We start from the raw sequence: 20722 nt of genomic DNA, 5'->3' as shown, positions 1-20722 counted from the left end.
TGGTTAACAATTCATTTGGGAGTACCGCCGGTTTACCCGGCCTTAACCATCCTGCTATCCGCCATTTGCCTGGCAATCTCTTGCATGTAGGCCAGCACAGTGGGAGTCTGATCAACAGTAGGAATGCCTAGTGCCATGGCCACTAGTTCCGCGAGGTCCAGGAGGAAAAATCCTGCAGGAATTGGCACCGTACATCCCAGGAAGATTTTTTTCAAGCACCAGGAGAGCTGCCAGGTTGCCTTTAACAAGCAGGTAGGAGATGGTGGCGTGCAGTTAAATTATATTTAATTGTGAAATTGGGCACAAAAGCGGAGTAGAAGCGGAGGGAAAGGGGGGAATAAAGGGGGTGACGTCGGTTAAATATAATTTAACTGCGGCCTATAGAAGGGCGGCCGGTTCAGCCTTTAAGAGGCAAAAAATTGTCTTGACCACCTTTTTGGCCCCTGCTATAATCTAAGATAAACCGATATATTTAGTCGAGATTGGAGGGCTAAGAATGGCCTTAACCAACGAAGAAATGGAACGTTACAGCCGGCAGATTATCCTGAAGAACGTCGGCGGCCGCGGCCAGGAAAAGCTGAAACAGGGAAAAGTGTTGATCGTGGGGGCCGGGGGTCTTGGTTCGCCGGTAGCCTACTACCTGGCGGCTGCCGGCGTAGGTACTATAGGTATAGTCGATAGCGACAGGGTAGACCTTTCCAATTTACAACGCCAGATTCTCCACAATAGCGACCGCCTGGGACGGCTCAAGGCGGAATCGGCCCGCGAAACCTTGCTGGCCTTAAATCCAGCGCTGACTATAAATATTTACCCGCTGCGTTTAGGTAAAGGCAACATTTTAGCTATTATCCGCGACTACGACGTCATTGTCGACGGCGTTGACAACTTTCCCACTCGCTATTTATTAAATGATGCCTGTGTCATGACGGGAAAAACTATGGTTGAGGGAGGGGTATTGCAATGGGACGGCCTGGTCATGACCATCAAACCCGGCCAGGGTCCCTGCTACCGCTGTATCTTTCCCGACCCACCACCGCCAGGAGCCGTGCCCAGCTGCCAGGAAGCCGGCGTCATGGGTACGGTACCAGGGCTCATCGGGGCCATTCAGGCTACCGAGGTAATTAAAATTTTACTCGGGGTTGGGGAAACCCTCACCGGCCGCCTGCTGATCTACAATGCCCTGGAGATGCGCTTCCGGGAAATAAAGGCCGAGCGTAACCGTAATTGCCCTGTCTGCGGGGAAAATCCGCGTATCCGTGAACTGGAAGAGTACACTTTTGTCTGTGAAGCAAAAGGCGAAAGGTGAAATCACTTATGACACCGGATTTTCATGAACTAAAAAAAGGCGGCTTTATCAAGCAGCAGGGCCCCGGCCTTTTTCTCATGCGGCTACGGACCATTGGCGGGCATTTAACGGCGCGGGACCTGGAGAATCTTGCTAAGGTGGCTACTGAATACGGCCGGGGCGAAGTCCACTTGACCACCCGCCAGGGGGTAGAAATACCCGGCGTAAGGCTGGAAGATTACCAGGCACTGATTGAAGAAATCAAGGCCCTGAACCTGCTACCGGGGGCCTGCGGCCCGCGCGTACGTTCGATTGTCGCCTGCCCGGGAAAGGAAGTTTGTCCCAACGGTGTTCTTGATACCCGGGAGATGACCCGGGAAATAGACCGGGCTTTTTTCGGCCGCGAAGTACCGGTTAAATTTAAAATTGCCGTCGCCGCATGTTTCAATGCCTGCACCAAGCCCAGGGAAAACGATGTTGGCCTGCAGGGCATTGTTTACCCGGAACTGGTGGCCGAACGCTGCAGACTGTGCGGGTTGTGCCAGTCCATCTGCCCCGGTGGAGCAATTAAAATCATTGATGAAAAAGTAACCATCAACCGGCAAAAGTGCTATGGCGACGGGGCCTGCATAGCTTCCTGTCCCACCAGTGCCTGGGTAGAGGCGGCGAGGGGATTTGTGGTCTTCGTTGGCGGTAAAATGGGCCGCAACCCCCGGCTGGGGTATAAGATGTTCGACTTTGTCCCGGAGGATGAGGTAATACCTTTAATTGATTCGATCTTAACGGTTTTTGAGCAAAAAAGGAAAGGGCAGGAGCGCCTGGCCGATACTGTAAAACGTCTCGGACCGGAATTGTTCCGGCAACTCGTCTCTTTTCCCGGCCCAGGTGAGGCATTGCGGAAGGCTAATATGGCACGCTGATAGCAAGAGGTATAACGAAAAAGACGGCTTCAAATCGTTTTCCTGCTTCTGACCTCTTGCCTCTGACATCTATTACAGGGAGGTTGCTACCGGTGGCGGAGATTAGAGCGACGAAACGCCTGGACATTACCGGGGACTGCTGCCCCATAACCTTTGTGAAAACCAAACTGGCCCTGGAGGAGATGCAGCCAGGGGAAATCCTGGAGGTTTTGCTGGCAGAAGGGGAGCCATTGAATAATGTCCCCCGGAGCCTTAAATTCGAGGGCCATAAGATCCACCAGGTAAGGAAGGTTGGCCCCAATATTTATTCATTACTCGTGGAAAGGGGAGAGGACCAGTGACGATTATTTTAAACCGGCAGGAAAAAGAGGTGGCGGAAGGTATTACCATAAAGGAATTGGTGGAACAGCTTAATTTTAATCCCGTGACGGTGGCCGTTGAAGTCAACGGGCGGCTATTATTGCCTGAGGAATATAATCAGAACTTGCAGCAGGGCGATAAAGTGGAAATTGTATTAAACATGGGCGGGGGAGTATAATTAGACTGGCAACCGGCCTGCCAGGACACTTTTAGGCCTGCAGGCGGGTAATTTAAAGAAACAAAGGTGACTCCCTGCATGCTAAAAAGCAACTTAAAGAGCAATGATTTCCTGGCTGCCGCAGCAGCCCTCAAACCTCGCCTGGTGGCCTGGCGGCGGCAGTTGCACCAGTGCCCGGAACTGAGCTTTGAAGAAAGGGAGACGGCCGCCCTGGTGGCCGGCGTGCTGGCAGAACTGGGACTACAGGTTAGAACCGGGATCGCCGGCACTGGCGTCGTAGGTTTGCTGGAGGGGGTGAAGGACGGCCCTGCCGTAGCCCTGAGAGCCGATATGGATGCCCTGCCCCTCCAGGAGGCTACCGGGGTGGAGTATGCTTCCCGCTACCCGGGCCGGATGCACGGTTGCGGCCATGACGCCCATATGGCAGTAGTTTTAGGAGCGGCGGCACTGCTAGCCGAACGTAGCCGGGAACTCCCCGGGCCGGTAGTATTTATTTTTCAACCCGGAGAAGAATTACCGCCGGGCGGGGCCGCCCTGATATTAAAGGCGGGCGTCCTGGACAACCCACTGGTGAAGGCAATTTTCGGCCTCCACGTTACTTCTTATCTCCCGGTGGGTACGGTGGGCATTCGCCCGGGGGCTGCCATGGCATCGGCCGACAACTTTACCATTAAAATTAAAGGCCGCACCAGTCACGGAGCTTCGCCCCACCTGGGGGCCGATGCCATCGTCGCTGCCGCCCAGGCCGTTCTGGCTTTGCAGGCTATTGTTTCCCGGCGTATGGACCCGGTGCAGCCGGCCGTTCTCACCATCGGTACCATTCATGGCGGCGATAAGGAAAACATTATCGCCGCCGAGGTAACCATGACCGGTACCACCCGCGCCCTGAACCAGGTTGCCCGGCAGGAACTGGAAAGGGGTATGCGCCAGGTCCTGGCCGGGGTGGCGGCCGCCAGCGGGACGGAGATTGAACTGGATTACCTGCGGGGTTACCCGCCGCTCATAAACGATGCCGGGCTTACTGAACTCTTTCGCCGGGTAGCCGCGAAAATCCTGGGGCCGGAAAAGGTTTTCGAACTGGCGGCCCCCTCTATGGGTGCCGAGGATTTTGCCCGCTATGCCGAGAAGGTCCCGGCGGTGTATTTTAACCTGGGGGCGGCCAGGCCGGGAGAGGACCCCCGCCCCTGGCACCACCCGCAGTTTAACATCAACGAAGACTGCCTGCCTATCGGCGCTGCCCTCCTGGCGGCCCTGGCAGAAAAAACCATGGTTGATTTTTAAGCCAGGGTTAACTGGTTCTAGTGTTATCATTTGGTCGGGAAAAGGTAACTCGAGAGTTGCCGCAAAAGTTCAATTTCCCCCTTCCATCGTCCTAGCAGCTCATCTACGGTAACTTCTTTACATAGTTTTCCCTGGGGAAAATGGTTGCGAAGGGTTTTTGCCTTTTCGGATAATTCACCAAGGATAACAACCTCGAGGCGTTTTTTCATATATTCAGCCCAGACTGTTCATGAAAGAACTCCTGAATTTCCATTTCGTAGTGTTCCTGTCTTATGATATCAGTGACATCAATATGGGCGAGCTGGGCGGTCAATTCTGATACAAGAGCCTGAATCGAAGCTGCTTGTGGAACATTTGTCTTAGATAACGTTGCCCAGTAAGCCAGCGGGTTGAGATCAATACCTATCCCGGTTCGTCCTTCCAGACAGGCAGCCAGCGGTATCGTACCAACACCTGAAAACGGGTCAAGTACCACATCACCGGGTTCAGTGAAATACCTTATTAAAATGTGAGCAATTGCCGGTTTTAGCTTGCTGGGGTATGAGCACAGGTTATGAAGCGGATGTCCCCAATATCTTGAATTATATGGGGGTTGTCTATAAGGTAACTCCCAAAACTTACTTAGCTGCGGTATGATGGAGGTAACCAGTTGCAAAAGTCGCACCTCTTTTGCCCTTTACGGCAGGTTTTCTGAAGATTAATATATACTGGTGGTGGATGTTCGGGACATACGTGTTGGGATATCCATAAGGGTATAATTTTTTGTTGTGTTGAACCAAAATTTTAATACCCTGCAGTTCAAATTGCCGTCGGGTGTCTCCACTGACTAACTTGTTAATTAAATCCGCGTGGAATGGTATATATTTGGATCCATGCCGGAAATCACTGACGATAATAGCCATGTACTTACCAGGCCGTAAAACATCCCAGCAGTTAATGAAAATGCTACCGAGTTCATCTAAAAAAAGGCTATAATCATTGATATTACCGAGATCTCTCTCATCTTCGCTATACTTAACATCAACACCATGGTTGAGGCGAACTTCTTTGACCTTGTGGTCGGGTTTCTTTGTGAGAATAGACCAATAGGGAGGGCTGGTAACAATAAAGTCAAAAAGTTTTCCTTGAGTAGCGAGACGAGGAATTTCCTCTCTTGAATCGCCGTGAATGATTGTGTAAGTACCAAGTGCGCGCTCGCCCACCTCAGTTTTCATCCTCTTATAGGACAACTCAATCCATTTTTGGGCGATTTCTATACCGACTGCGTTACGTCCGTTAAGGATAGCAGCTTTAAGTGTAGAACCTACACCTAAAAAAGGATCAAGTACGCATTGCCCCTGTTTGGTAAAAAACCTAATTAACCGGGCTACGTCTTGATACGAAAATGGAGCGGGATGCATGCGTTCAATCTGGGCTTCCGGATGGGAACTACCTAATCCCTTTTGAAACCAGACGCTTTTAGTTTCAGCGATCCACTCTTTACCTGAAAGCTCATTTAAAGTATTTATGATTTTCCGGTTCTCTGATGATACTTCACATAGGGTATTAGCACTGGAAAAGGATGCTGCTTCCGGTAATATACTTTCGTTTGGTTGGGTAATTACAGTACGCGAATCGGTATCGTAGTCTTCCAAACTGAGTTGTTTCATTTCTTCACATACTTCTATAATCTGTTGTTTCTTTTGTTTATACAGGCTCGGATTCTGGGGGGCTATTTTGTGTCGACTCTGTTCGATATAAATATCTAGCTCTGTACGAAGGAAACGTCGTTGTCCCCCTGGCGTTCGTATGTAAGAGAAAGCATTTTGTGATATGGCTCTATATATAGTTGAAATACTTACCCCCAAATATTTAGCAGCCTCTTTTGTGGTGAGGAATTCCCTTTCCATGATGTACCAACCTCCAACGTATATATTATCACTGGTCTTAATCTTAGTCAACATTTATCATCACTATGCATATTATCTCTTCAATTGAGTTATACGTTAAGATTAAGTACTTGCCATATCTAAACCTCTTTATAAAACAATAGCAGATAATACCACCGGCTATCGCCTCGGCGCAGAACCTGGGAAAAGACTAGGAGCAGGGTTAATAAAATAATCCTTAGCTCTTCATGATAAACATTTATCTCCGATCAGGACGTAATTGTTGCCGAGCAGGATTTTAGCGTCTGATAGCGAATATAAATATTAAGTATCATTTAATTGTGCCTTTTAACGTAAAGAAGGCTTTTAACCAGGGGGCGAGAAAGTGCTTAATATTACCCTGGAAGTAAACGGCATTTCCTATAAAATGGTAATTGAGCCCAACTGGACCCTGCTCAAGGTCATCAGGGATGTTTTAAAGCTGAAAGGGACCAAGTGCGGCTGCGCCACCGGCGACTGCGGCGCCTGCAAGGTGCTGGTGGATGGCGCGGCCGTCAACTCCTGTACCATCCTGGCCCGTAATGCCGCCAGTAAAAAGATTACAACCATCGAGGGCTTGAGCCAGGGGGATAAGCTGCACCCCATCCAGCAGGCCTTTGTTGATACCGGGGCCATCCAGTGCGGCTTCTGCACGCCGGGGATGATTATCACGGCTAAAGCCCTGCTGGACCGTAACCCTAACCCCGGTGAGGCGGAAATCCGTGCCGCCCTGGACAACAACCTCTGCCGTTGTACCGGTTACGTAAAAATTGTCCGGGCCATCCAGCTGGCTGCCGCCCGGTTAAGGGGAGAAAACTTGCCGTCGTGGTTGCCGGAAGGGGCAAAGGACGGGCAGGTGGCGGGGCAGCACCCGGGGCCGGCCGGTGCCCCGGCCGGTCAGCAACAGGCGGGCCCGCCTGAGCCGCCACATGGCGCCCCTGCCGGCTTACGACAGGTGGGCAAACCTGCGCCCCTCAAGGATGCCGTGGCCAAAGCCACCGGCCGCCTGGCCTATGTCGGCGACATGGAACTGCCCCACATGCTCCATGGTAAAATCCTCTTTAGCCCGGTACCCCATGCCCGGATTAAAAGTATCGATACCAGCGCGGCCGCGGCCCTGCCCGGTGTCCGGGCCGTAGTAACCTACCAGAACTCGCCCCGAGTGGCCTACAACAGCGCCCTGCGCTTTGCCGGCCATAATATCCCCCGCGATGAATACATCTTCGACGACACCGTACGCTTTGTCGGCGATCGGGTAGCAGCCGTGGCGGCCGACGATGAAGAGACGGCCGCCAGGGCGTTAAAGCTGATTAAGGTGGAGTACGAAGAACTGCCGGCCGTCTTTGACCCCGAGGAGGCTCTGCAGCCCGGAGCCCCGGCCGTCCACCCCGGCGGCAACCTGGTGGCTACCATCAAGGCCGAGGCCGGGGATGTGGAGCAGGCCATGGCTGCCGCCGACTTTATTTTTACCGACAGGATTACCACGCCGCGGGTAACCCATGCCGCCCTGGAACTCCATGCCTGCCTGGCCGATTACAGTAACGGCAAGCTAACCGTCTGGTCGGCCAACCAGAATATTTTTGCCACCCGGCTGATCCTGGCCGAGGTCCTGGGCTTGCCCCTCAACAAAGTAAGGGTCATCAAGCCCCCTGTAGGAGGCGCCTTTGGCGGCAAGCTGGAAGCCGTCCTGGAACCGGTAGCGGCCCTGCTGGCCATGAAGACCGGCCGGCCGGTCCGTATGGAACTCAGCCGGCGGGAAGTGATGGTTTCCACCCGTACCCGTTATGCCGCCGTTTTTTATCTCAAAACGGGTGTTAAAAAGGACGGCACCATCGTTGCCCAGGATATCAGGGTGGTGATGGATAAAGGTGCCTACGCCACCAGCGCCCTCAACGTCCCCTCAGCCATGAACGACAAAGCCTTTAAACTGTACCGCATTCCCAATTTGCGGATTACCTCTTTACCCGTCTATACCAATAACCCCATCGGCGGGGCCATGCGCGGTTACGGGTCGCCCCAGCTCATGGCGGCGCGGGAGATTCACCTGGACCGCATTGCCCGGGCCCTGGGAAGCGATCCCGTTGACTTTCGTCGCCAGAATCTGGTACGGCCGGGGGACATTAACCCCCGCTTCAACAAGACCCTGGGCAACTGCCGGCCCCTGGACTGCCTGGAAGAGGGAGCGGCCCGCTTTGACTGGGCAGGGAAAAAGGCGCGGCCCCAAGGAACAGGGCGTTACCGCCGCGGCATCGGTGTGGCTGCCGGCAACCACGGTACCGGCGTCTTCGGCGTCCATGTAGACCTGACCACCATCGCCCTGAAAATGAATGAAGACGGGAGCTGTACCCTCTTTACCGGCAACCAGGACATCGGCCAGGGCAGCAACACCATGCTGAGTCTGATCGTAGCTGAAGTCCTGGGTATCAGGCCTGACCAGATTGAAGTGGTGGAAGCCGACACCGAGCTTACTTCCTGGGATGTCGGTACCTACGCCAGCCGGGTAACCTGGGTCGGCGGCAATGCAGCCAAAAAGGCCGCGGAAAAGGTGCGCCAGCAGCTGCTGGAGGAAGGGGCGCGTCTCTTAAGCGAACGGGTAGAGGAACTGGACCTGGACGGCGGTTACGTCTTTAGCAGGGGCAACCCGGCAAAACGGGTGAGCCTGGGAGAGATTGTCATTGCCGCCCAGCAGGGGCCGGACCAGCGGGAAATCAAAGCCTATGAAAGCTATCACTCCGTCTTTGGCCCTGGTTCCTATGCCGTCGTCTTTGCCGAGGTAGAGGTCGATACGGAAACAGGTGCCGTCAAGGTATTGCAACTGGTGGCCGCCCATGATATCGGCCGGGCCATCAATCCCCTCATGGTTGAAGGCCAGATTGAAGGGGGTATCCAGATGGGCCTGGGTTATGCTTTGAGTGAAGAATTAAAGGTCGATCCGGCCAGCGGCAAGGTCCTCAACCCGTCCCTGAAAAAATACCGCCTTTTCAAGGCCGCCGCTATGCCGGAGATAGAAGTCATCCTGGTTGAAAAGGGCGAAGAGCACGGCCCCTTTGGGGCTAAAAGTATCGGCGAAGCGGCCACGGTGGCCGTGGCGCCGGCGGTGGTCAACGCCGTCGCCGACGCCCTGGGGATGGATTTTAACGACCTGCCGGTAACGCCCGAAAAGATCCTGGCAGCTCTAGGGAAGTGAGCAAAAGATAGGAGTGATTATCATGCCGGTAATCTTAGGCATCAGCGGCAGCCCCCGCAAAGGGGCGACGGAATATGCCGTCCAGGAAGCCCTCAAGGCGGCAGCGGAAATTCCCGGGATTGAAACCCGCTTCTGGACGGTAAGGGCGAAAAAAATCCAGTTCTGTACCCACTGCGACCGGTGCATCCGGGAAAAGCGCATGTGCTGCAAAGAAGACGACGTCAAGGAACTGGAGCAGCTGGTCCTCGCGGCCGACGGTTTTATTGTCGGTTCTCCTGTCTACGACATGAATATTACCGCCCAGCTGGCCACTTGCTTTAACCGCCTGCGGCCCATTTTCCTGGTCCACCCGGGGGCCCTGCGCAATAAGGCTGCCGGCGCCATTACTTTAGGTGGAACCCGCCACGGCGGCCAGGAAACGGCCCTTATTTCCCTTATTAACTTCTTCCTCATGCACGAGATGCTGGTCTGCGGCGGTACCGGCGGCTGCTATTCCGGCGGCAAGGTCTGGACCCGGGACGGCCTGGCCAGGGGGGCGGCTGAGGATGAAGTGGGTATGGGCACTGTCCGGGGCCTGGGCCGGGCCGTGGCCGAAGCAACTATGGTAACGGCCCTGGGACGGGAAGCCTGGGCGGCGAAGAAAGCGGAGCTCGGCCTCGGGGAAACGGGTCCCATCCGCGACCATGAGATTTAAAGGAAGGCAGCCGGGTGGTTGTGAGCCTTGAACGCGAGGATATGTAAGATCAAAAACAAATTGTAAGCAGGATTAAATTCTACTCTGCCGAATATATACCATGAGAGAACTCGTATAACTCCGGCGATGGGGCCGGGGGTTTCTACCAGGTGACCGGAATCACCCGACTACGAGGAGGGCCGGCAGCTGGTTTCTTTATATTTACGTCCAGAGATTCCAATTACCAGGGGGATAAGGAGAAATGCCCAGGTTTAAACTTAAAGTCAACGGCCAGGAGTACCAGGTCGAGGCCCCGGCAGACATTACCTTGCTGGAACTGCTGCGGGAAAACTTAGGCCTCACCGGTACCAAGGAGGGATGCGGCAAAGGGGAATGCGGTGCCTGCACGGTGATCCTGGACGGCCAGGCGGTTAACTCCTGCCTGGTTCCTGCTGCTAAGGCGGAAGGGTCGGAGGTGCTTACCATTGAAGGCCTGGCCCCGCCTGGCGGCCAGCTCCATCCTTTACAGGAGGCCTTTATCAGCGAGGGGGCCGTCCAGTGCGGCTTCTGTACCCCGGGGATGATTATGAGCGCCAAAGCCCTGCTGGACCAGAACCCCCGTCCCACCCGGGAGGAAATTAAGGTCGCCCTGTCGGGCAATTTATGCCGCTGCACCGGCTATGCTAAAATTATCACCGCCGTAGAAAAGGCGGCAGTAATGATAGCGGGGGAAGGGAGGGGGTAAAATGGCTTATACAGCAGTTGGGAAAAGTATAAACAGGGTTGATGCGGTGGCCAAAGTAACCGGGAAAGCGAAATATACCGGCGATTTTATTGCAAGAGACATGCTGGTCGGCAAAATATTGAGAAGTCCTTATGCTCACGCCATAGTTAAAAACATCGATGTTAGCAAAGCCAGGGCTCTGCCAGGTGTAGAAGCGGTTTTGACTTATGCAGACGTGCCGAAAATCAAATTTGCCACAGCAGGGCACCCCTATGCCCTGGACCCGAAGCACAGGGATAAAGAAGATCGGACTATTTTAACCAGCAAAGCCCGCTTTGTGGGGGATGCTATTGCAGCAGTGGTGGCTACAAATGAGTTGACAGCCGCCGCAGCCCTGAAATTAATTGAGGTAGATTATGAAGTACTGGAGCCGCTGCTTACCCCGGAGGCTGCCATGCGGGAAGGCGCGCCTTTAATCCATGAGGATTGTCCACGGAACATCTTGAGTTCTGCTGGCTATGAAATCGGCTCTGTTGAAACGGCTTTCCAGGAAGCTGACTATATTTTTGAGGATGAACTGGAAACAAGTATTGTCCAGCACTGCCAGTTAGAAAACCATGTATCTTATGCCTATGTAGACAGCGACGGCCGCATCGTGATCGTGACTTCCACGCAGATTCCTCATATTGTCAGGAGGATCGTCGGCCAGGCTCTGGGTATCCCCTGGGGAAGGGTACGGGTAATTAAACCATGCGTCGGCGGCGGCTTTGGCAGCAAGCAGGATGTTTGCCTGGAACCTTTAACTGCCGTAATGACCCTGGCCGTGGGCGGCAGGCCGGTAAGACTGGAATTGTCTCGGGAAGAGTGCATGATCGATACGCGCACCCGTCATGCCATTAAATATAAAATTAAAACAGGTGTTGCCAAAGACGGGAAACTAATTGGCATGCATATTGCGGCTATTGCCAACACCGGGGCCTATGCTTCCCACGGACATTCTATTGCAATGGCGGGGGGCTCCAAATTCAGGGTTCTATACCCCATGCAGGCCTTAAAATACGAACCATTAACTGTATATACTAACCTGCCCGTTGCCGGAGCCATGCGGGGTTATGGTTCACCCCAGATAACTTTTGCCGTGGAAAGCCATTTAGAAAATATTGCCAGGAAGCTTAATATCGATCCTCTTGAATTCCGCATGAAAAATCTCGTTCATGAAGGCTATGTAGATCCTTTGAATGGCAACACGGTAAGGAGCTGCGGCATACGTGAGTGCATTGAAAAGGGTAAAGAATTAATCAAATGGGATGAGAAAAAAGCGCGGTATAAGAATCAAGCAGGTACGAAACGCAGAGGATTAGGCATGGCCTGCTTCAGCTACGCCTCCGGTACCCATCCGGTAGGACTGGAAATAGCGGGAGCCAGAATTGTTTTAAACCAGGACGGCTCTGTCCAATTGCAAATTGGTGCCACCGAAATAGGGCAAGGAAGCGATACTGTCTTTGCCCAGATGGTGGCGGAAGTCCTGGGTATACCCGTGGATATGGTGCATGTCATTTCCACCCAGGATACCGATATTACACCTTTTGACACCGGTGCCTATGCTTCCAGGCAGACTTATATTACCGGTATGGCGGTGGCTAAAGCAGCATTAGAAGTTAAAGAAAAAATCCTGGATTTTGTCTGGGGTATGACCGATATACCCGCCCACGCCTTAGATATTAAGGAACAAAACATTATTTATAAACACTCAGGAGAAGTTGTCATGCCCCTTGCCGAAGTGGCCTTGTACACTTATTATGATACCGTTTTTGCCAGGCCGATAACGAGCGATACGTCCAACAATGCCAGGATCAATGCCTTTGTTTTTGGTGTTACTTTTGCCGAAGTGGAAGTAGACATTAAGACTGGTAAAATCGAGGTCCTGGAAATATATAATGTGCATGATTCAGGTAAAATTATCAACCCCCAATTAGCAGCAGGACAGGTGCATGGCGGCGTAGGCATGGGCATTGGCTATGCGCTGGCAGAACAGATGCTGTTTGACGAAAAAACCGGCAAACCCCTGAATAATAATTTGCTGGACTATAAAATGCCGACGATAATGGATATCCCGGATATTGGTGTGGCTTTTGTCGAAACCTTTGAACCCACCAGCCCCTTTGGTTGCAAGGCTTTAGGAGAGCCGCCGACTATTCCCGTGGCACCGGCGATTCGCAATGCCGTTTTAGACGCGACTGGCGTGGCCTTTAACAGGCTACCCATGAACCCCCAGCGGGTCTTTGAAAAGTTCAAGGAAGCCGGCTTAATATAGGAAGGTGGTGAGGATGGGTGTACAACATTCAAGGATATTTTGAGGCGGCAACAGTAAATGAAGCCACCGCGCTGCTGGCGGCTAATCCTAACCTGACCATCATTGCGGGCGGTACGGATGTTTTGATTAAACTGCATCATGGCCAGATTGAAAAAGCAGCGTTACTCAGCATCCGCAAAATAAAATCCTTGCAAGGTATTCGTAAACTTGAAGATGGTACGATCGTAATCGGGCCGTTAACTACTTTCACTCAAGTTGTCAATGATCCTGTTATCAAAGACAATATTCCTGTTCTAGCAGAAGCCGCCCTGTCCATGGGGGGACCGCAGATCCGCAACGTGGCTACTATCGGCGGCAATATTTGCAACGGGGCCACGTCTGCCGACAGTGCTTCCACCTTGCTGGCCCTTGATGCCAGGTTAAAATTACAGAGCAATCAAGGTGAGCGGGTTGTTCCCATCCAGGAATTCTACCTGGGCCCTGGCAAGGTTGATTTAAAGCCCGGGGAAATCCTTACAGAAATAATAGTTACCCCTGAGGATTATCAGGGCTATGGTGGACACTATATAAAATTTTCCATGCGCAAGGCAATGGATATCGCTACTTTAGGTGTGGCAGTGATTTGTAAAATAAAGGAAGGAAATATTTTTGCCGATGTCAGGATTGGACTGGGGGTGGCCGGTCCAACTCCTTTAAGATGTCGCGAAGCAGAAGTGTTTGCCAAAGGCAAAGTAATCTCCCGGGAAACCATAGCGGCAATTGGGAAATTAGCCGTTAAATCGACGAGGGCAAGGACCTCCTGGCGTGCTTCCAAAGAATACAGGGAGCACTTAGTTGAAGAACTCACCCGGAGGGCGCTGCAAGCGGCTATTGTCAAGGCGGGGGGTGCGGAAATTGCTTAAAAAAATTTCCTTGACAGTAAATGGGATACAGGCAACTCTGGAAGTAGACATTGGCGAATCGTTGCTTGAAGTCTTGCGCAACCGTTTAGGATATACCGGGGTTAAAAAAGGGTGTGGCGTTGGTGAATGCGGCGCCTGCACGGTTCTCATCGACGGCATGCCGGTTGATTCGTGTATTTACCTGGCTGTTTGGGCCGAGGGCAAAAATATCGTCACGATAGAAGGAATAGCTAAAAACGGGGAGCTTTCCAAGGTACAAAAAGCCTTTATTGAAGAGGGGGCCATCCAGTGCGGTTTCTGCACGCCCGGTTATGTCCTTACGGCAACGGCCATGGTAGAAAGCGGTAAAAAATATACGCGGGAAGAAATTAAAAGAGAATTGTCCGGTCATTTATGCCGCTGCACCGGTTACCAGAACATCATTAAAGCTGTAGAAAAAGCGCTGGCAGATTAGTTAAGTACCTGAATCCGTGACAACCCAATAACAAAATATCTGGATATGGCTCAAAACCTCGCGAAAAATAAGGTATAATAGGCTGGATGGCAAACGAATCCATGTTCACCTGCGAGGTGCGGCCATGAAATTCATCATTGAACAGTCTGATGAACACCTTACCCCCGTTGCCGGACTGGCTCTGGTGGGGGAAATCATTGATCATACTGCTCTGAAACTCAGGCTAAATAAGACCCGGATACCTGGTGTTTCTTCTCCGGATATTTCTCACGGGGATGTTATCACCTCTTACGTGGGCCTGCTTTGCCAGGGTCGCAGTGATTTTGACCATATTGAGCTTTTTCGGGATGACCCCTTCTTCGCTGCGGCGCTGGGTATTCAGGATGTGCCTTCAAGCCCTACCCTGCGCCAGCGCCTGGATATGATAGCTCATAGTGTACCCTACCAGGAGATTATCCTCGAGGAAACGGCCAGGTTCCTTAAGAAACTTAAGGCACCGGTAACTCCTGTTACCCTGGGTTCCAGGGAACTAAAGCGCCAATATGTCCCTTTGGATATTGATGTTACTCCCTTTGATAATTCAAATTCCAAGAAAGAGGGTGTTTCCAGGACCTATAAGGGCTACGACGGTTATGCGCCTATCTTCGCCTACCTCGGTAGGGAAGGCTACTGCGTCCATACCGAACTGCGGGCCGGGAAACAGCATTGCCAAAAAGGGACGCCGGAGTTCCTGCGACAAGCTCTAACCTTTGCTCGCGCTATCACTTCGCTGCCACTTTTAGTACGGATGGATGGCGGTAATGACAGCCAGGATAATCTCCAGGTCTGTTTGGACCCGGAAATCAAAGCCGATTTTATCATTAAGCGTAACCTGCGCAAGGAAACGCCGGAGGCCTGGCTGGCCATTGCCAAGGAAAATGGTACCGCCACCCTAGAACGGGAGGGAAAAACCGTCTATCGGGGGCACCAGATGGTGAAAATCGAGGGTGCTGACACCCCTGTCCGTCTGGTGTATAAGGTCACCGAGCGGACGATATTACGAAACGGCCAGCTTCTCCTGGTCCCGGAAATTGAGGTCGAAACCTACTGGACCACTTTACCCGACCCGGTGGAGGATATCATTACCCTCTACCACGACCACGGCACCAGTGAGCAATTCCACAGTGAAATCAAAAACGATTTAGACCTGGAACGGCTGCCCAGCGGCAAGTTTGCCACCAATGACCTGGTGCTACACCTGGGTGTTTTCGCCTACAACATTCTAAGGCTTCTGGGGCAGTTTAGCCTCCCGCTAAAGGAGGTACCGCTGCGCAATAAGAAAGCTCAACGCCGGCGGCTGCGTACCGTTATACAAAACCTGATTACCATAGCGTCCCGGCTGGTTCACCACGCCCGGCAGGTCAAATTACGATTTGGGCAGCACAGCCCGTGGTATCCAGCTTTCCGGTACCTATATAAAGCGTTGGCTTAATACAGAACTTCTAGCTCCAGTTAGCTGTATAAGCAGGCTCCAAGCCTCTTAGGACGAGAGGTCTACTTTGTTATTCCCTTATCCAGGGGACCCAAGGTAAGAGTAAATAGCCTTCGTCCACATAATCAACTTTAGACCCAATTCAATGTATCAGCAGATGTTAAATATAACTGTTAATACCATTTACTGTTAGTGCGAGTTCTACCCAGTTGTTATTATCACGGATTCAGGTAAGTACAATATCTTTTATGGAGGTGTACTTATATGCTCCTTATTGGTAACGGCCGCCTGTTAACTCTAGTCCCGGATAATCCCTATCAGGAAGAAGGTGCGGTGGCTATTGAAGGTGACCGGATAGTTGCCGTTGGCCCAACGGCTGAATTGCAGCAACGCTACCCGGAGGCGGAATGGCTGGATGCCCGGGGTATGGTGATTATGCCCGGCATGACCAATACCCACATGCACCTGTACAGCACCTTCGCCCGGGGCATGGCCCTGAAGGACGCGCCGCCGACCAATTTCCTGGAGATCCTGCAGCGGCTGTGGTGGCGCCTGGACAAGGCCCTGACCCTGGAGGATGTCTATTACAGCGCCCTGATCCCTCTGGTCGACTGTATCAAGAGCGGTACCACCACCATCCTTGACCACCATGCCAGCCCTCGCGCCGTCCGCGGCAGCCTGGAGATGATCGCCCGGGCGGCCCGGGAAACCGGCGTCCGCACCTGCCTGGCCTACGAGGTTTCCGACCGCGACGGTGAGGCCATTATGCGGGAAGGAATTGAAGAGAATATGGCAGCCATTAAAAAATACCACGGCCAGGAAGAGCTAGTTACTGCCACCTTCGGCCTCCACGCCTCCTTCACCCTTTCCGACGCCACCCTGGCCGCCTGCCGGGAGGCAGCGGCCGAGGTGGGCAGCGGCTTCCACATCCACGTGGCCGAAGGCATCCAGGACGTAGAAGATGCCCTGGAACGCGAGGGTAAGCGGGTGGTGGAGCGTTTGTATGACCACGGCATCCTGGGACCAGAGACCATCGCCGCCCACTGCGTCCATGTAACTGAAAGGGAAATAGCTATCCTGAAGGAAACCGGCACCCTGGTGGTCCATAACCCGGAATCCAACATGGGCAATGCCGTCGGCTGCGCCCCGGTAGGCGACATGCTGGCCGCCGGCGTGACGGTTGGCCTGGGGACCGACGGCTATACCAGCGATATGTTTGAATCCCTCAAAACAGCCAGTGTTTTGCGCAAGCTCGTTTCCGGCGACCCTAACGCCGGCTGGAGTGAAGTGCCGGCCATGGTGTTTGAGAATAACCGCCGCATCCTGGCCCGGTTCTTCCCCCATCCCCTGGGCCGCTTAGAGCCCGGCGCCTACGCCGATGTCATCCTGGTGAATTACCACGCGCCGACCCCCCTGACGGCGGCCAACTGGTTTGGCCACCTGCTCTTTGGCTTTAACGGCAGCCTGGTGGACACGACCATTATTGGCGGTAAAGTTCTCATGCGGGAGCGGCGGCTCTTGCACCTGGACGAGGCGGCCATTGCCGCCAGGGCCCGGGAGCTGGCCGCTAAAGTATGGGAGCGATTTTAGAAAAGATCACCGGCGTTCCGCTAATCGCGGCTCCGGGACATACCCCACCCCAAACTATCTGTCGTCCTTAAGGAGGGATAACATGCCCCGGCAATACCTCTTTGCCACCTCACCGGCCGAGTGCCTGGCCATGCTGGCCGCCCACCCGGGGGCGCGCCTTATCGCCGGCGGTACCGACCTGGTAATCGACCTCAAAGAAGAAAAACGGCAAATTCATACCCTGGTCGATATTACCCGCATTCCCGGACTAAAGATAATTGCGGAAGAAAACGGTAAGATAATCCTGGGCGGGGCCGTAACCCACACCCAGGTCTCAACGTCAGGAGTCATCCGGGAAAAGCTGCCGGCCCTGGCAGCAGCGGCCGCCGCCGTCGGTTCACCCCAGGTACGCAATGCCGGTACCCTGGGGGGCAATGTGGTTAACGCCCAGCCGGCAGCCGACACAGCCGTAGCCCTGGTGGCTCTGGGAGCAGTGGCCACCATCCTGGGGCCGGAAGGTGAACGCCAGGTACCGGTCGAAGACCTTTACGAAGGCGTCGGTCGCTCCAGGGTAGACGCCGGCCGCGAGATATTAACCCGCTTTACCGTTGACCTGTGGGGAGAAGGTGAAGGGTCGGCCTTTGCCCGCCTGTCGCCCCGGCGGGCCCTTTCCCTGCCCCTGCTCAATGCTGCCGTGCGGGTCCAGGTGGTAGAGGGGAGGTGCACCCGGGCGCGCATCTGTATCGCCCCGGTGGCGCCGCAACCCTTCCTGTGTGAGGAAGCGGCCAGGGTCCTTATTGGCCAGAAGCCTGGCGCGGACGCTATCGCCAGGGCCGCGGCGGCAGCGAAAGCAGCAGCCCGGCCCCGGGACAGTCTCCTGCGGGGGTCCAGCGCCTATCGTAAAGAGATGACGGCTGTCCTGGTTACCCGGGCTTTGACCGCAGCTTTTTCCCGGGCCACCGGCAGGAAAATAGAGACGGATGTCGAATAGTAAAACAATGAACAGGACGACAAGGTAAAGTTCCCAGAGGCGAAGACGTCTACAAGAGGGTTAGCACACCCCCGGGTAGACTTTTTTTTAGGCCCCAAAAACCCCGGCCTGTTCTTCGGCCGGGGCGGGTTAGAGCATTTTCTATAGCTCTTTGACAACAGCGGCGATTTTTTCCAGGGCCTTTTCGATGTTCTCCACCGAGTTGGCATAGGAAAAGCGCAGGTAGCCTTCGCCAAACCTGCCAAAGGCTGTACCGCTTAAGGCCGCCACGCCGGCCCTCTCCATGAGGATAGCCTCCATTTCCTGGCTGGAACGGCCCAGGCCCTTGATGCTGGGGAAGACATAAAAGGAACCGAGAGGGCGCTTGCAGGTAATGCCGGGTATGCTATTAAGGCCGTCAACAATGATGTCCCGCCGCCTTTTAAATTCAGCCACCATGGCCGCGGCGGCATCCTGGGGACCCGTCAGGGCTTCCTGGCCGGCCTTCTGGGTGAAGGCCGCGGTGCAGGAATTGGAGTTCACCATCAACTGGGCAATCCGTTCGGCCAGTTCCCGGTGCATGAGGCCGAAGCCCAGGCGCCAGCCCGTCATGGCATAGGTCTTGGAAAAACCGTCTAAAATAATGGTCCAATCCTTCATACCGGGCTGGGCGGCAATGGAAACCGGTTGGGCACCATCATAGACGATACGGTCGTAGATTTCGTCGGAAAGGATGAAAATGTTCTTGCCGCGGACCAGGTCGGCAATGCGGGCCACGTCTGCAGGCGTCAGCACACCGCCGGTGGGATTGGCGGGAGAATTGATGATCAGGAGTTTGGTCCGGGGCGAAATTAAAGCTGCCAGCTCGTCGACATCCAGGCGGAAGTCATTCTCTTCCCGGAGAGGGATGGGAACGGCCTTGCCCCCAACGAAGTTAATGACCGATTCGTAGATGGGAAAGCCCGGGTTGGGGTAAATAACCTCATCGCCGGGGTTAACCAAAGCCAGGATGGTGAAGAACATAATGGGCTTGCCGCCAGGAGTGATGACTACTTCCTCGGCAGTATAAGGGATACCTTTCTGCCGGGTGGCATACTCGGCGATGGTCGCCCGGACTTCCGGCAGGCCCGGCGCCGGGGTATAGTGGGTGTAACCTGCATTTAAAGCTTTGATACCGGCGTCGATGATATTACGGGGGGTGTCGAAGTCGGGCTCACCGATTTCCAGGTGAATGATCTCCCTGCCCTGGGCTTCCAGGGCTTTAGCTTTGGCCAGGACCATGAAGGCCGTTTCCGTACCCAGGTTGGCCATTTTAGCGGCTAAAAGGTTTTCAAACATGAATTTATCCTCCCTGGAACTAAATGTTTGCTTGGCTGCTTTGTTTTCGTCGAAAATCTACATTTTACCGTGCTGCCGGTAATAGACTTCCGGGTTCAGGCACTGGGGCGGCAGTTCACCCCGCAGGGCGGCCAGCAGGTTGTTGGCGGCCATGAGGGCCATGTTGGTCCGGGTTTCCCAGGTGGCGCTGGCAATGTGGGGGCAGAGGACGACGTTATCCAGTTCGGCCAGGCCCGGGGCCAGTTCCGGTTCGTTCTCAAAGACATCCAGGCCCGCACCCCAGATTTCCTTTTCCTGCAGGGCTTTGACCAGGGCCTTTTCATCCACTACCGGACCGCGGGAAGTGTTAATGAGGATGGACGTCTTCTTCATCAACTTGAGTTCCGGCGTACTGATGAGGTGCGTCGTCGACGGCATTAAGGGGACGTGCAGGGAAACAAAGTCGGCTTCCTTGAGGAGGGTCTCCTTGTCCACATAGGTGCCGCCGGTGGCTGCTTCAAAGGCCTCGCTCCGCTGGACATCATGGTAGAGGATCTTCATGTCAAACCCTTTAGCTTTCCGGGCAAAGGCAGTGCCGATACGGCCGGCGCCTATAACTCCCAGGGTTTTGCCGGTGATTTCCTGGCCCAGCATCAAAAGGGGGCCCCAGCCCTTGTACTTGCCGGCGCGGGTAAACTTGTCGCCCTCTACTACCCGCCGGGCGACAGTAAAGAGGAGGGCCCAGGCCATGTCGGCGGTAGCTTCGGTGAGGACACCGGGGGTGTTGCTGATCATGATGCCGTGGCGGGTGGCTGCTTCCAGGTCGACATTGTTAAAACCCACCGCCACATTGGCAAAGATCTTAACTCCTTTAGCCGCTGTAAAGACTTCGTCATCCAGGATGTCCGTGAGCAAGCAGAGGATACCGTCCCGGCCCCTGACCTTTTCCAGGAGTTCCGCCCGGGTTAAGACCCGGTCTTCAGGGTTAATTTCCAGGTCGCAGTATTCGGCCAGGAGATCCAGGGCCGGTTGCGGTACCAGACGGGTTACGTAAACGTTCCATTTAGCCACTATAAATCCCTCCCAGGCAGGTGATAGAAAGTTAAGTGTGACTTTATTTCTAGCTTATATTCGACATGGCCATGTAATTTCCTTTAACAAAATATGATTTTATACAGTATACATTTAATAAAATTTTATCCGGTCATTT

The 20722-nt window shown here is 53.9% G+C and carries 19 protein-coding genes and 1 riboswitch; of the genes, 14 read left to right on the top strand and 5 right to left on the bottom strand.

Features of this window, described 5'->3' with window-relative positions:
* Positions 1-32: 32 nt before the first annotated feature.
* Positions 33-248: a hypothetical protein gene (locus MGLY_RS02635; RefSeq protein WP_211662043.1), complete on the bottom strand. Its 216-nt coding sequence runs from the start codon at positions 246-248 to the stop codon at positions 33-35.
* A gap of 248 nt (positions 249-496) precedes the next feature.
* Between MGLY_RS02635 and MGLY_RS02630 the strand changes: the two genes are divergently transcribed.
* The 5 genes from MGLY_RS02630 (at position 497) to MGLY_RS02610 (ending at position 4024) form a co-directional block, all read left to right on the top strand.
* Positions 497-1306, top strand: coding sequence for a HesA/MoeB/ThiF family protein (locus MGLY_RS02630; RefSeq protein ID WP_156271613.1), 810 nt, complete (start codon positions 497-499; stop codon positions 1304-1306).
* An 8-nt stretch (positions 1307-1314) separates the two neighbouring features.
* On the top strand, positions 1315-2205 hold the full coding sequence (locus tag MGLY_RS02625; protein ID WP_156271612.1) for a 4Fe-4S dicluster domain-containing protein: 891 nt from the start codon (positions 1315-1317) through the stop codon (positions 2203-2205).
* A 92-nt stretch (positions 2206-2297) separates the two neighbouring features.
* Positions 2298-2546 (top strand): sulfurtransferase TusA family protein, encoded by a 249-nt coding sequence (locus MGLY_RS02620; protein WP_156271611.1) that lies wholly within the window; start codon positions 2298-2300, stop codon positions 2544-2546.
* Entirely contained in the window at positions 2543-2743 is a 201-nt protein-coding gene (gene thiS, locus MGLY_RS02615; RefSeq protein WP_170290899.1) for a sulfur carrier protein ThiS, read from the top strand. Before MGLY_RS02620 ends, thiS begins: the two co-directional genes overlap by 4 nt.
* Positions 2744-2821: 78 nt before the next feature.
* On the top strand, positions 2822-4024 hold the full coding sequence (locus tag MGLY_RS02610) for a M20 metallopeptidase family protein (protein WP_156271609.1): 1203 nt from the start codon (positions 2822-2824) through the stop codon (positions 4022-4024).
* A 205-nt stretch (positions 4025-4229) separates the two neighbouring features.
* Here the strand turns inward: MGLY_RS02610 and MGLY_RS02605 are convergent, their stop codons facing one another.
* Complete coding sequence (locus tag MGLY_RS02605; RefSeq protein WP_211662041.1) at positions 4230-4679, bottom strand: DNA methyltransferase; 450 nt, start codon at positions 4677-4679, stop codon at positions 4230-4232.
* Positions 4642-5913, bottom strand: coding sequence for a helix-turn-helix domain-containing protein (locus MGLY_RS02600; protein WP_170290898.1), 1272 nt, complete (start codon positions 5911-5913; stop codon positions 4642-4644). Before MGLY_RS02600 ends, MGLY_RS02605 begins: the two co-directional genes overlap by 38 nt.
* 364 nt (positions 5914-6277) lie before the next feature.
* Between MGLY_RS02600 and MGLY_RS02595 the strand changes: the two genes are divergently transcribed.
* From MGLY_RS02595 to MGLY_RS02555, 9 genes are all read left to right on the top strand, one after another.
* Positions 6278-9118, top strand: a complete 2841-nt coding sequence (locus tag MGLY_RS02595) for a molybdopterin-dependent oxidoreductase (RefSeq protein ID WP_211662039.1) — start codon at positions 6278-6280, stop codon at positions 9116-9118.
* Between the two features lie 22 nt (positions 9119-9140).
* Positions 9141-9812, top strand: coding sequence for a flavodoxin family protein (locus MGLY_RS02590; protein WP_156271606.1), 672 nt, complete (start codon positions 9141-9143; stop codon positions 9810-9812).
* Between the two features lie 90 nt (positions 9813-9902).
* Positions 9903-10002: riboswitch (purine riboswitch) on the top strand.
* A gap of 51 nt (positions 10003-10053) precedes the next feature.
* Positions 10054-10536 (top strand): (2Fe-2S)-binding protein, encoded by a 483-nt coding sequence (locus MGLY_RS02585; protein ID WP_156271605.1) that lies wholly within the window; start codon positions 10054-10056, stop codon positions 10534-10536.
* Between the two features lies 1 nt (position 10537).
* On the top strand, positions 10538-12829 hold the full coding sequence (gene xdhA, locus MGLY_RS02580) for a xanthine dehydrogenase molybdenum-binding subunit XdhA (RefSeq protein WP_156271604.1): 2292 nt from the start codon (positions 10538-10540) through the stop codon (positions 12827-12829).
* A 17-nt stretch (positions 12830-12846) separates the two neighbouring features.
* The gene (gene xdhB / locus MGLY_RS02575; RefSeq protein WP_156271603.1) at positions 12847-13731 is read left to right on the top strand and encodes a xanthine dehydrogenase FAD-binding subunit XdhB; all 885 of its coding nucleotides are present in this window, start codon (positions 12847-12849) and stop codon (positions 13729-13731) included.
* A complete protein-coding gene (xdhC, locus tag MGLY_RS02570; RefSeq protein WP_156271602.1) occupies positions 13724-14185 on the top strand; it encodes a xanthine dehydrogenase subunit XdhC in 462 nt (153 codons plus the stop codon). Before xdhB ends, xdhC begins: the two co-directional genes overlap by 8 nt.
* Positions 14186-14309: 124 nt before the next feature.
* Positions 14310-15656, top strand: a complete 1347-nt coding sequence (locus tag MGLY_RS02565) for an IS1380 family transposase (RefSeq protein WP_156271486.1) — start codon at positions 14310-14312, stop codon at positions 15654-15656.
* Between the two features lie 264 nt (positions 15657-15920).
* A complete protein-coding gene (ssnA, locus tag MGLY_RS02560; protein WP_156271601.1) occupies positions 15921-17246 on the top strand; it encodes a putative aminohydrolase SsnA in 1326 nt (441 codons plus the stop codon).
* Positions 17247-17328: 82 nt separating this feature from the next.
* The gene (locus MGLY_RS02555; RefSeq protein WP_156271600.1) at positions 17329-18216 is read left to right on the top strand and encodes an FAD binding domain-containing protein; all 888 of its coding nucleotides are present in this window, start codon (positions 17329-17331) and stop codon (positions 18214-18216) included.
* Positions 18217-18357: 141 nt separating this feature from the next.
* Here the strand turns inward: MGLY_RS02555 and MGLY_RS02550 are convergent, their stop codons facing one another.
* On the bottom strand, positions 18358-19533 hold the full coding sequence (locus MGLY_RS02550; protein ID WP_156271599.1) for a pyridoxal phosphate-dependent aminotransferase: 1176 nt from the start codon (positions 19531-19533) through the stop codon (positions 18358-18360).
* A 57-nt stretch (positions 19534-19590) separates the two neighbouring features.
* Positions 19591-20583 (bottom strand): 2-hydroxyacid dehydrogenase, encoded by a 993-nt coding sequence (locus MGLY_RS02545; protein ID WP_156271598.1) that lies wholly within the window; start codon positions 20581-20583, stop codon positions 19591-19593.
* Positions 20584-20722 lie beyond the last annotated feature (139 nt).

It is taken from the genome of Moorella glycerini, assembly GCF_009735625.1.
Taxonomy (GTDB): Bacteria; Bacillota; DSM-521; order Neomoorellales; family Neomoorellaceae; genus Neomoorella; species Neomoorella glycerini.
Note: the sequence above shows the minus strand (reverse complement) of the source record. Positions and strands in the feature narration are given on the sequence as shown.

What these genes read in the sequence shown, in the direction of transcription:
- MGLY_RS02630 (WP_156271613.1), top strand. Translation starts at nt 497, where the DNA reads ATGGCCTTAACCAACGAAGAAATGGAACGTTACAGCCGGCAGATTATC.
- MGLY_RS02625 (WP_156271612.1), top strand. Translation starts at nt 1,315, where the DNA reads ATGACACCGGATTTTCATGAACTAAAAAAAGGCGGCTTTATCAAGCAG.
- MGLY_RS02610 (WP_156271609.1), top strand. Translation starts at nt 2,822, where the DNA reads ATGCTAAAAAGCAACTTAAAGAGCAATGATTTCCTGGCTGCCGCAGCA.
- MGLY_RS02600 (WP_170290898.1), bottom strand. Translation starts at nt 5,913, where the DNA reads ATGGAAAGGGAATTCCTCACCACAAAAGAGGCTGCTAAATATTTGGGG.
- MGLY_RS02590 (WP_156271606.1), top strand. Translation starts at nt 9,141, where the DNA reads ATGCCGGTAATCTTAGGCATCAGCGGCAGCCCCCGCAAAGGGGCGACG.
- MGLY_RS02585 (WP_156271605.1), top strand. Translation starts at nt 10,054, where the DNA reads ATGCCCAGGTTTAAACTTAAAGTCAACGGCCAGGAGTACCAGGTCGAG.
- xdhA (WP_156271604.1), top strand. Translation starts at nt 10,538, where the DNA reads ATGGCTTATACAGCAGTTGGGAAAAGTATAAACAGGGTTGATGCGGTG.
- MGLY_RS02565 (WP_156271486.1), top strand. Translation starts at nt 14,310, where the DNA reads ATGAAATTCATCATTGAACAGTCTGATGAACACCTTACCCCCGTTGCC.
- ssnA (WP_156271601.1), top strand. Translation starts at nt 15,921, where the DNA reads ATGCTCCTTATTGGTAACGGCCGCCTGTTAACTCTAGTCCCGGATAAT.
- MGLY_RS02555 (WP_156271600.1), top strand. Translation starts at nt 17,329, where the DNA reads ATGCCCCGGCAATACCTCTTTGCCACCTCACCGGCCGAGTGCCTGGCC.
- MGLY_RS02550 (WP_156271599.1), bottom strand. Translation starts at nt 19,533, where the DNA reads ATGTTTGAAAACCTTTTAGCCGCTAAAATGGCCAACCTGGGTACGGAA.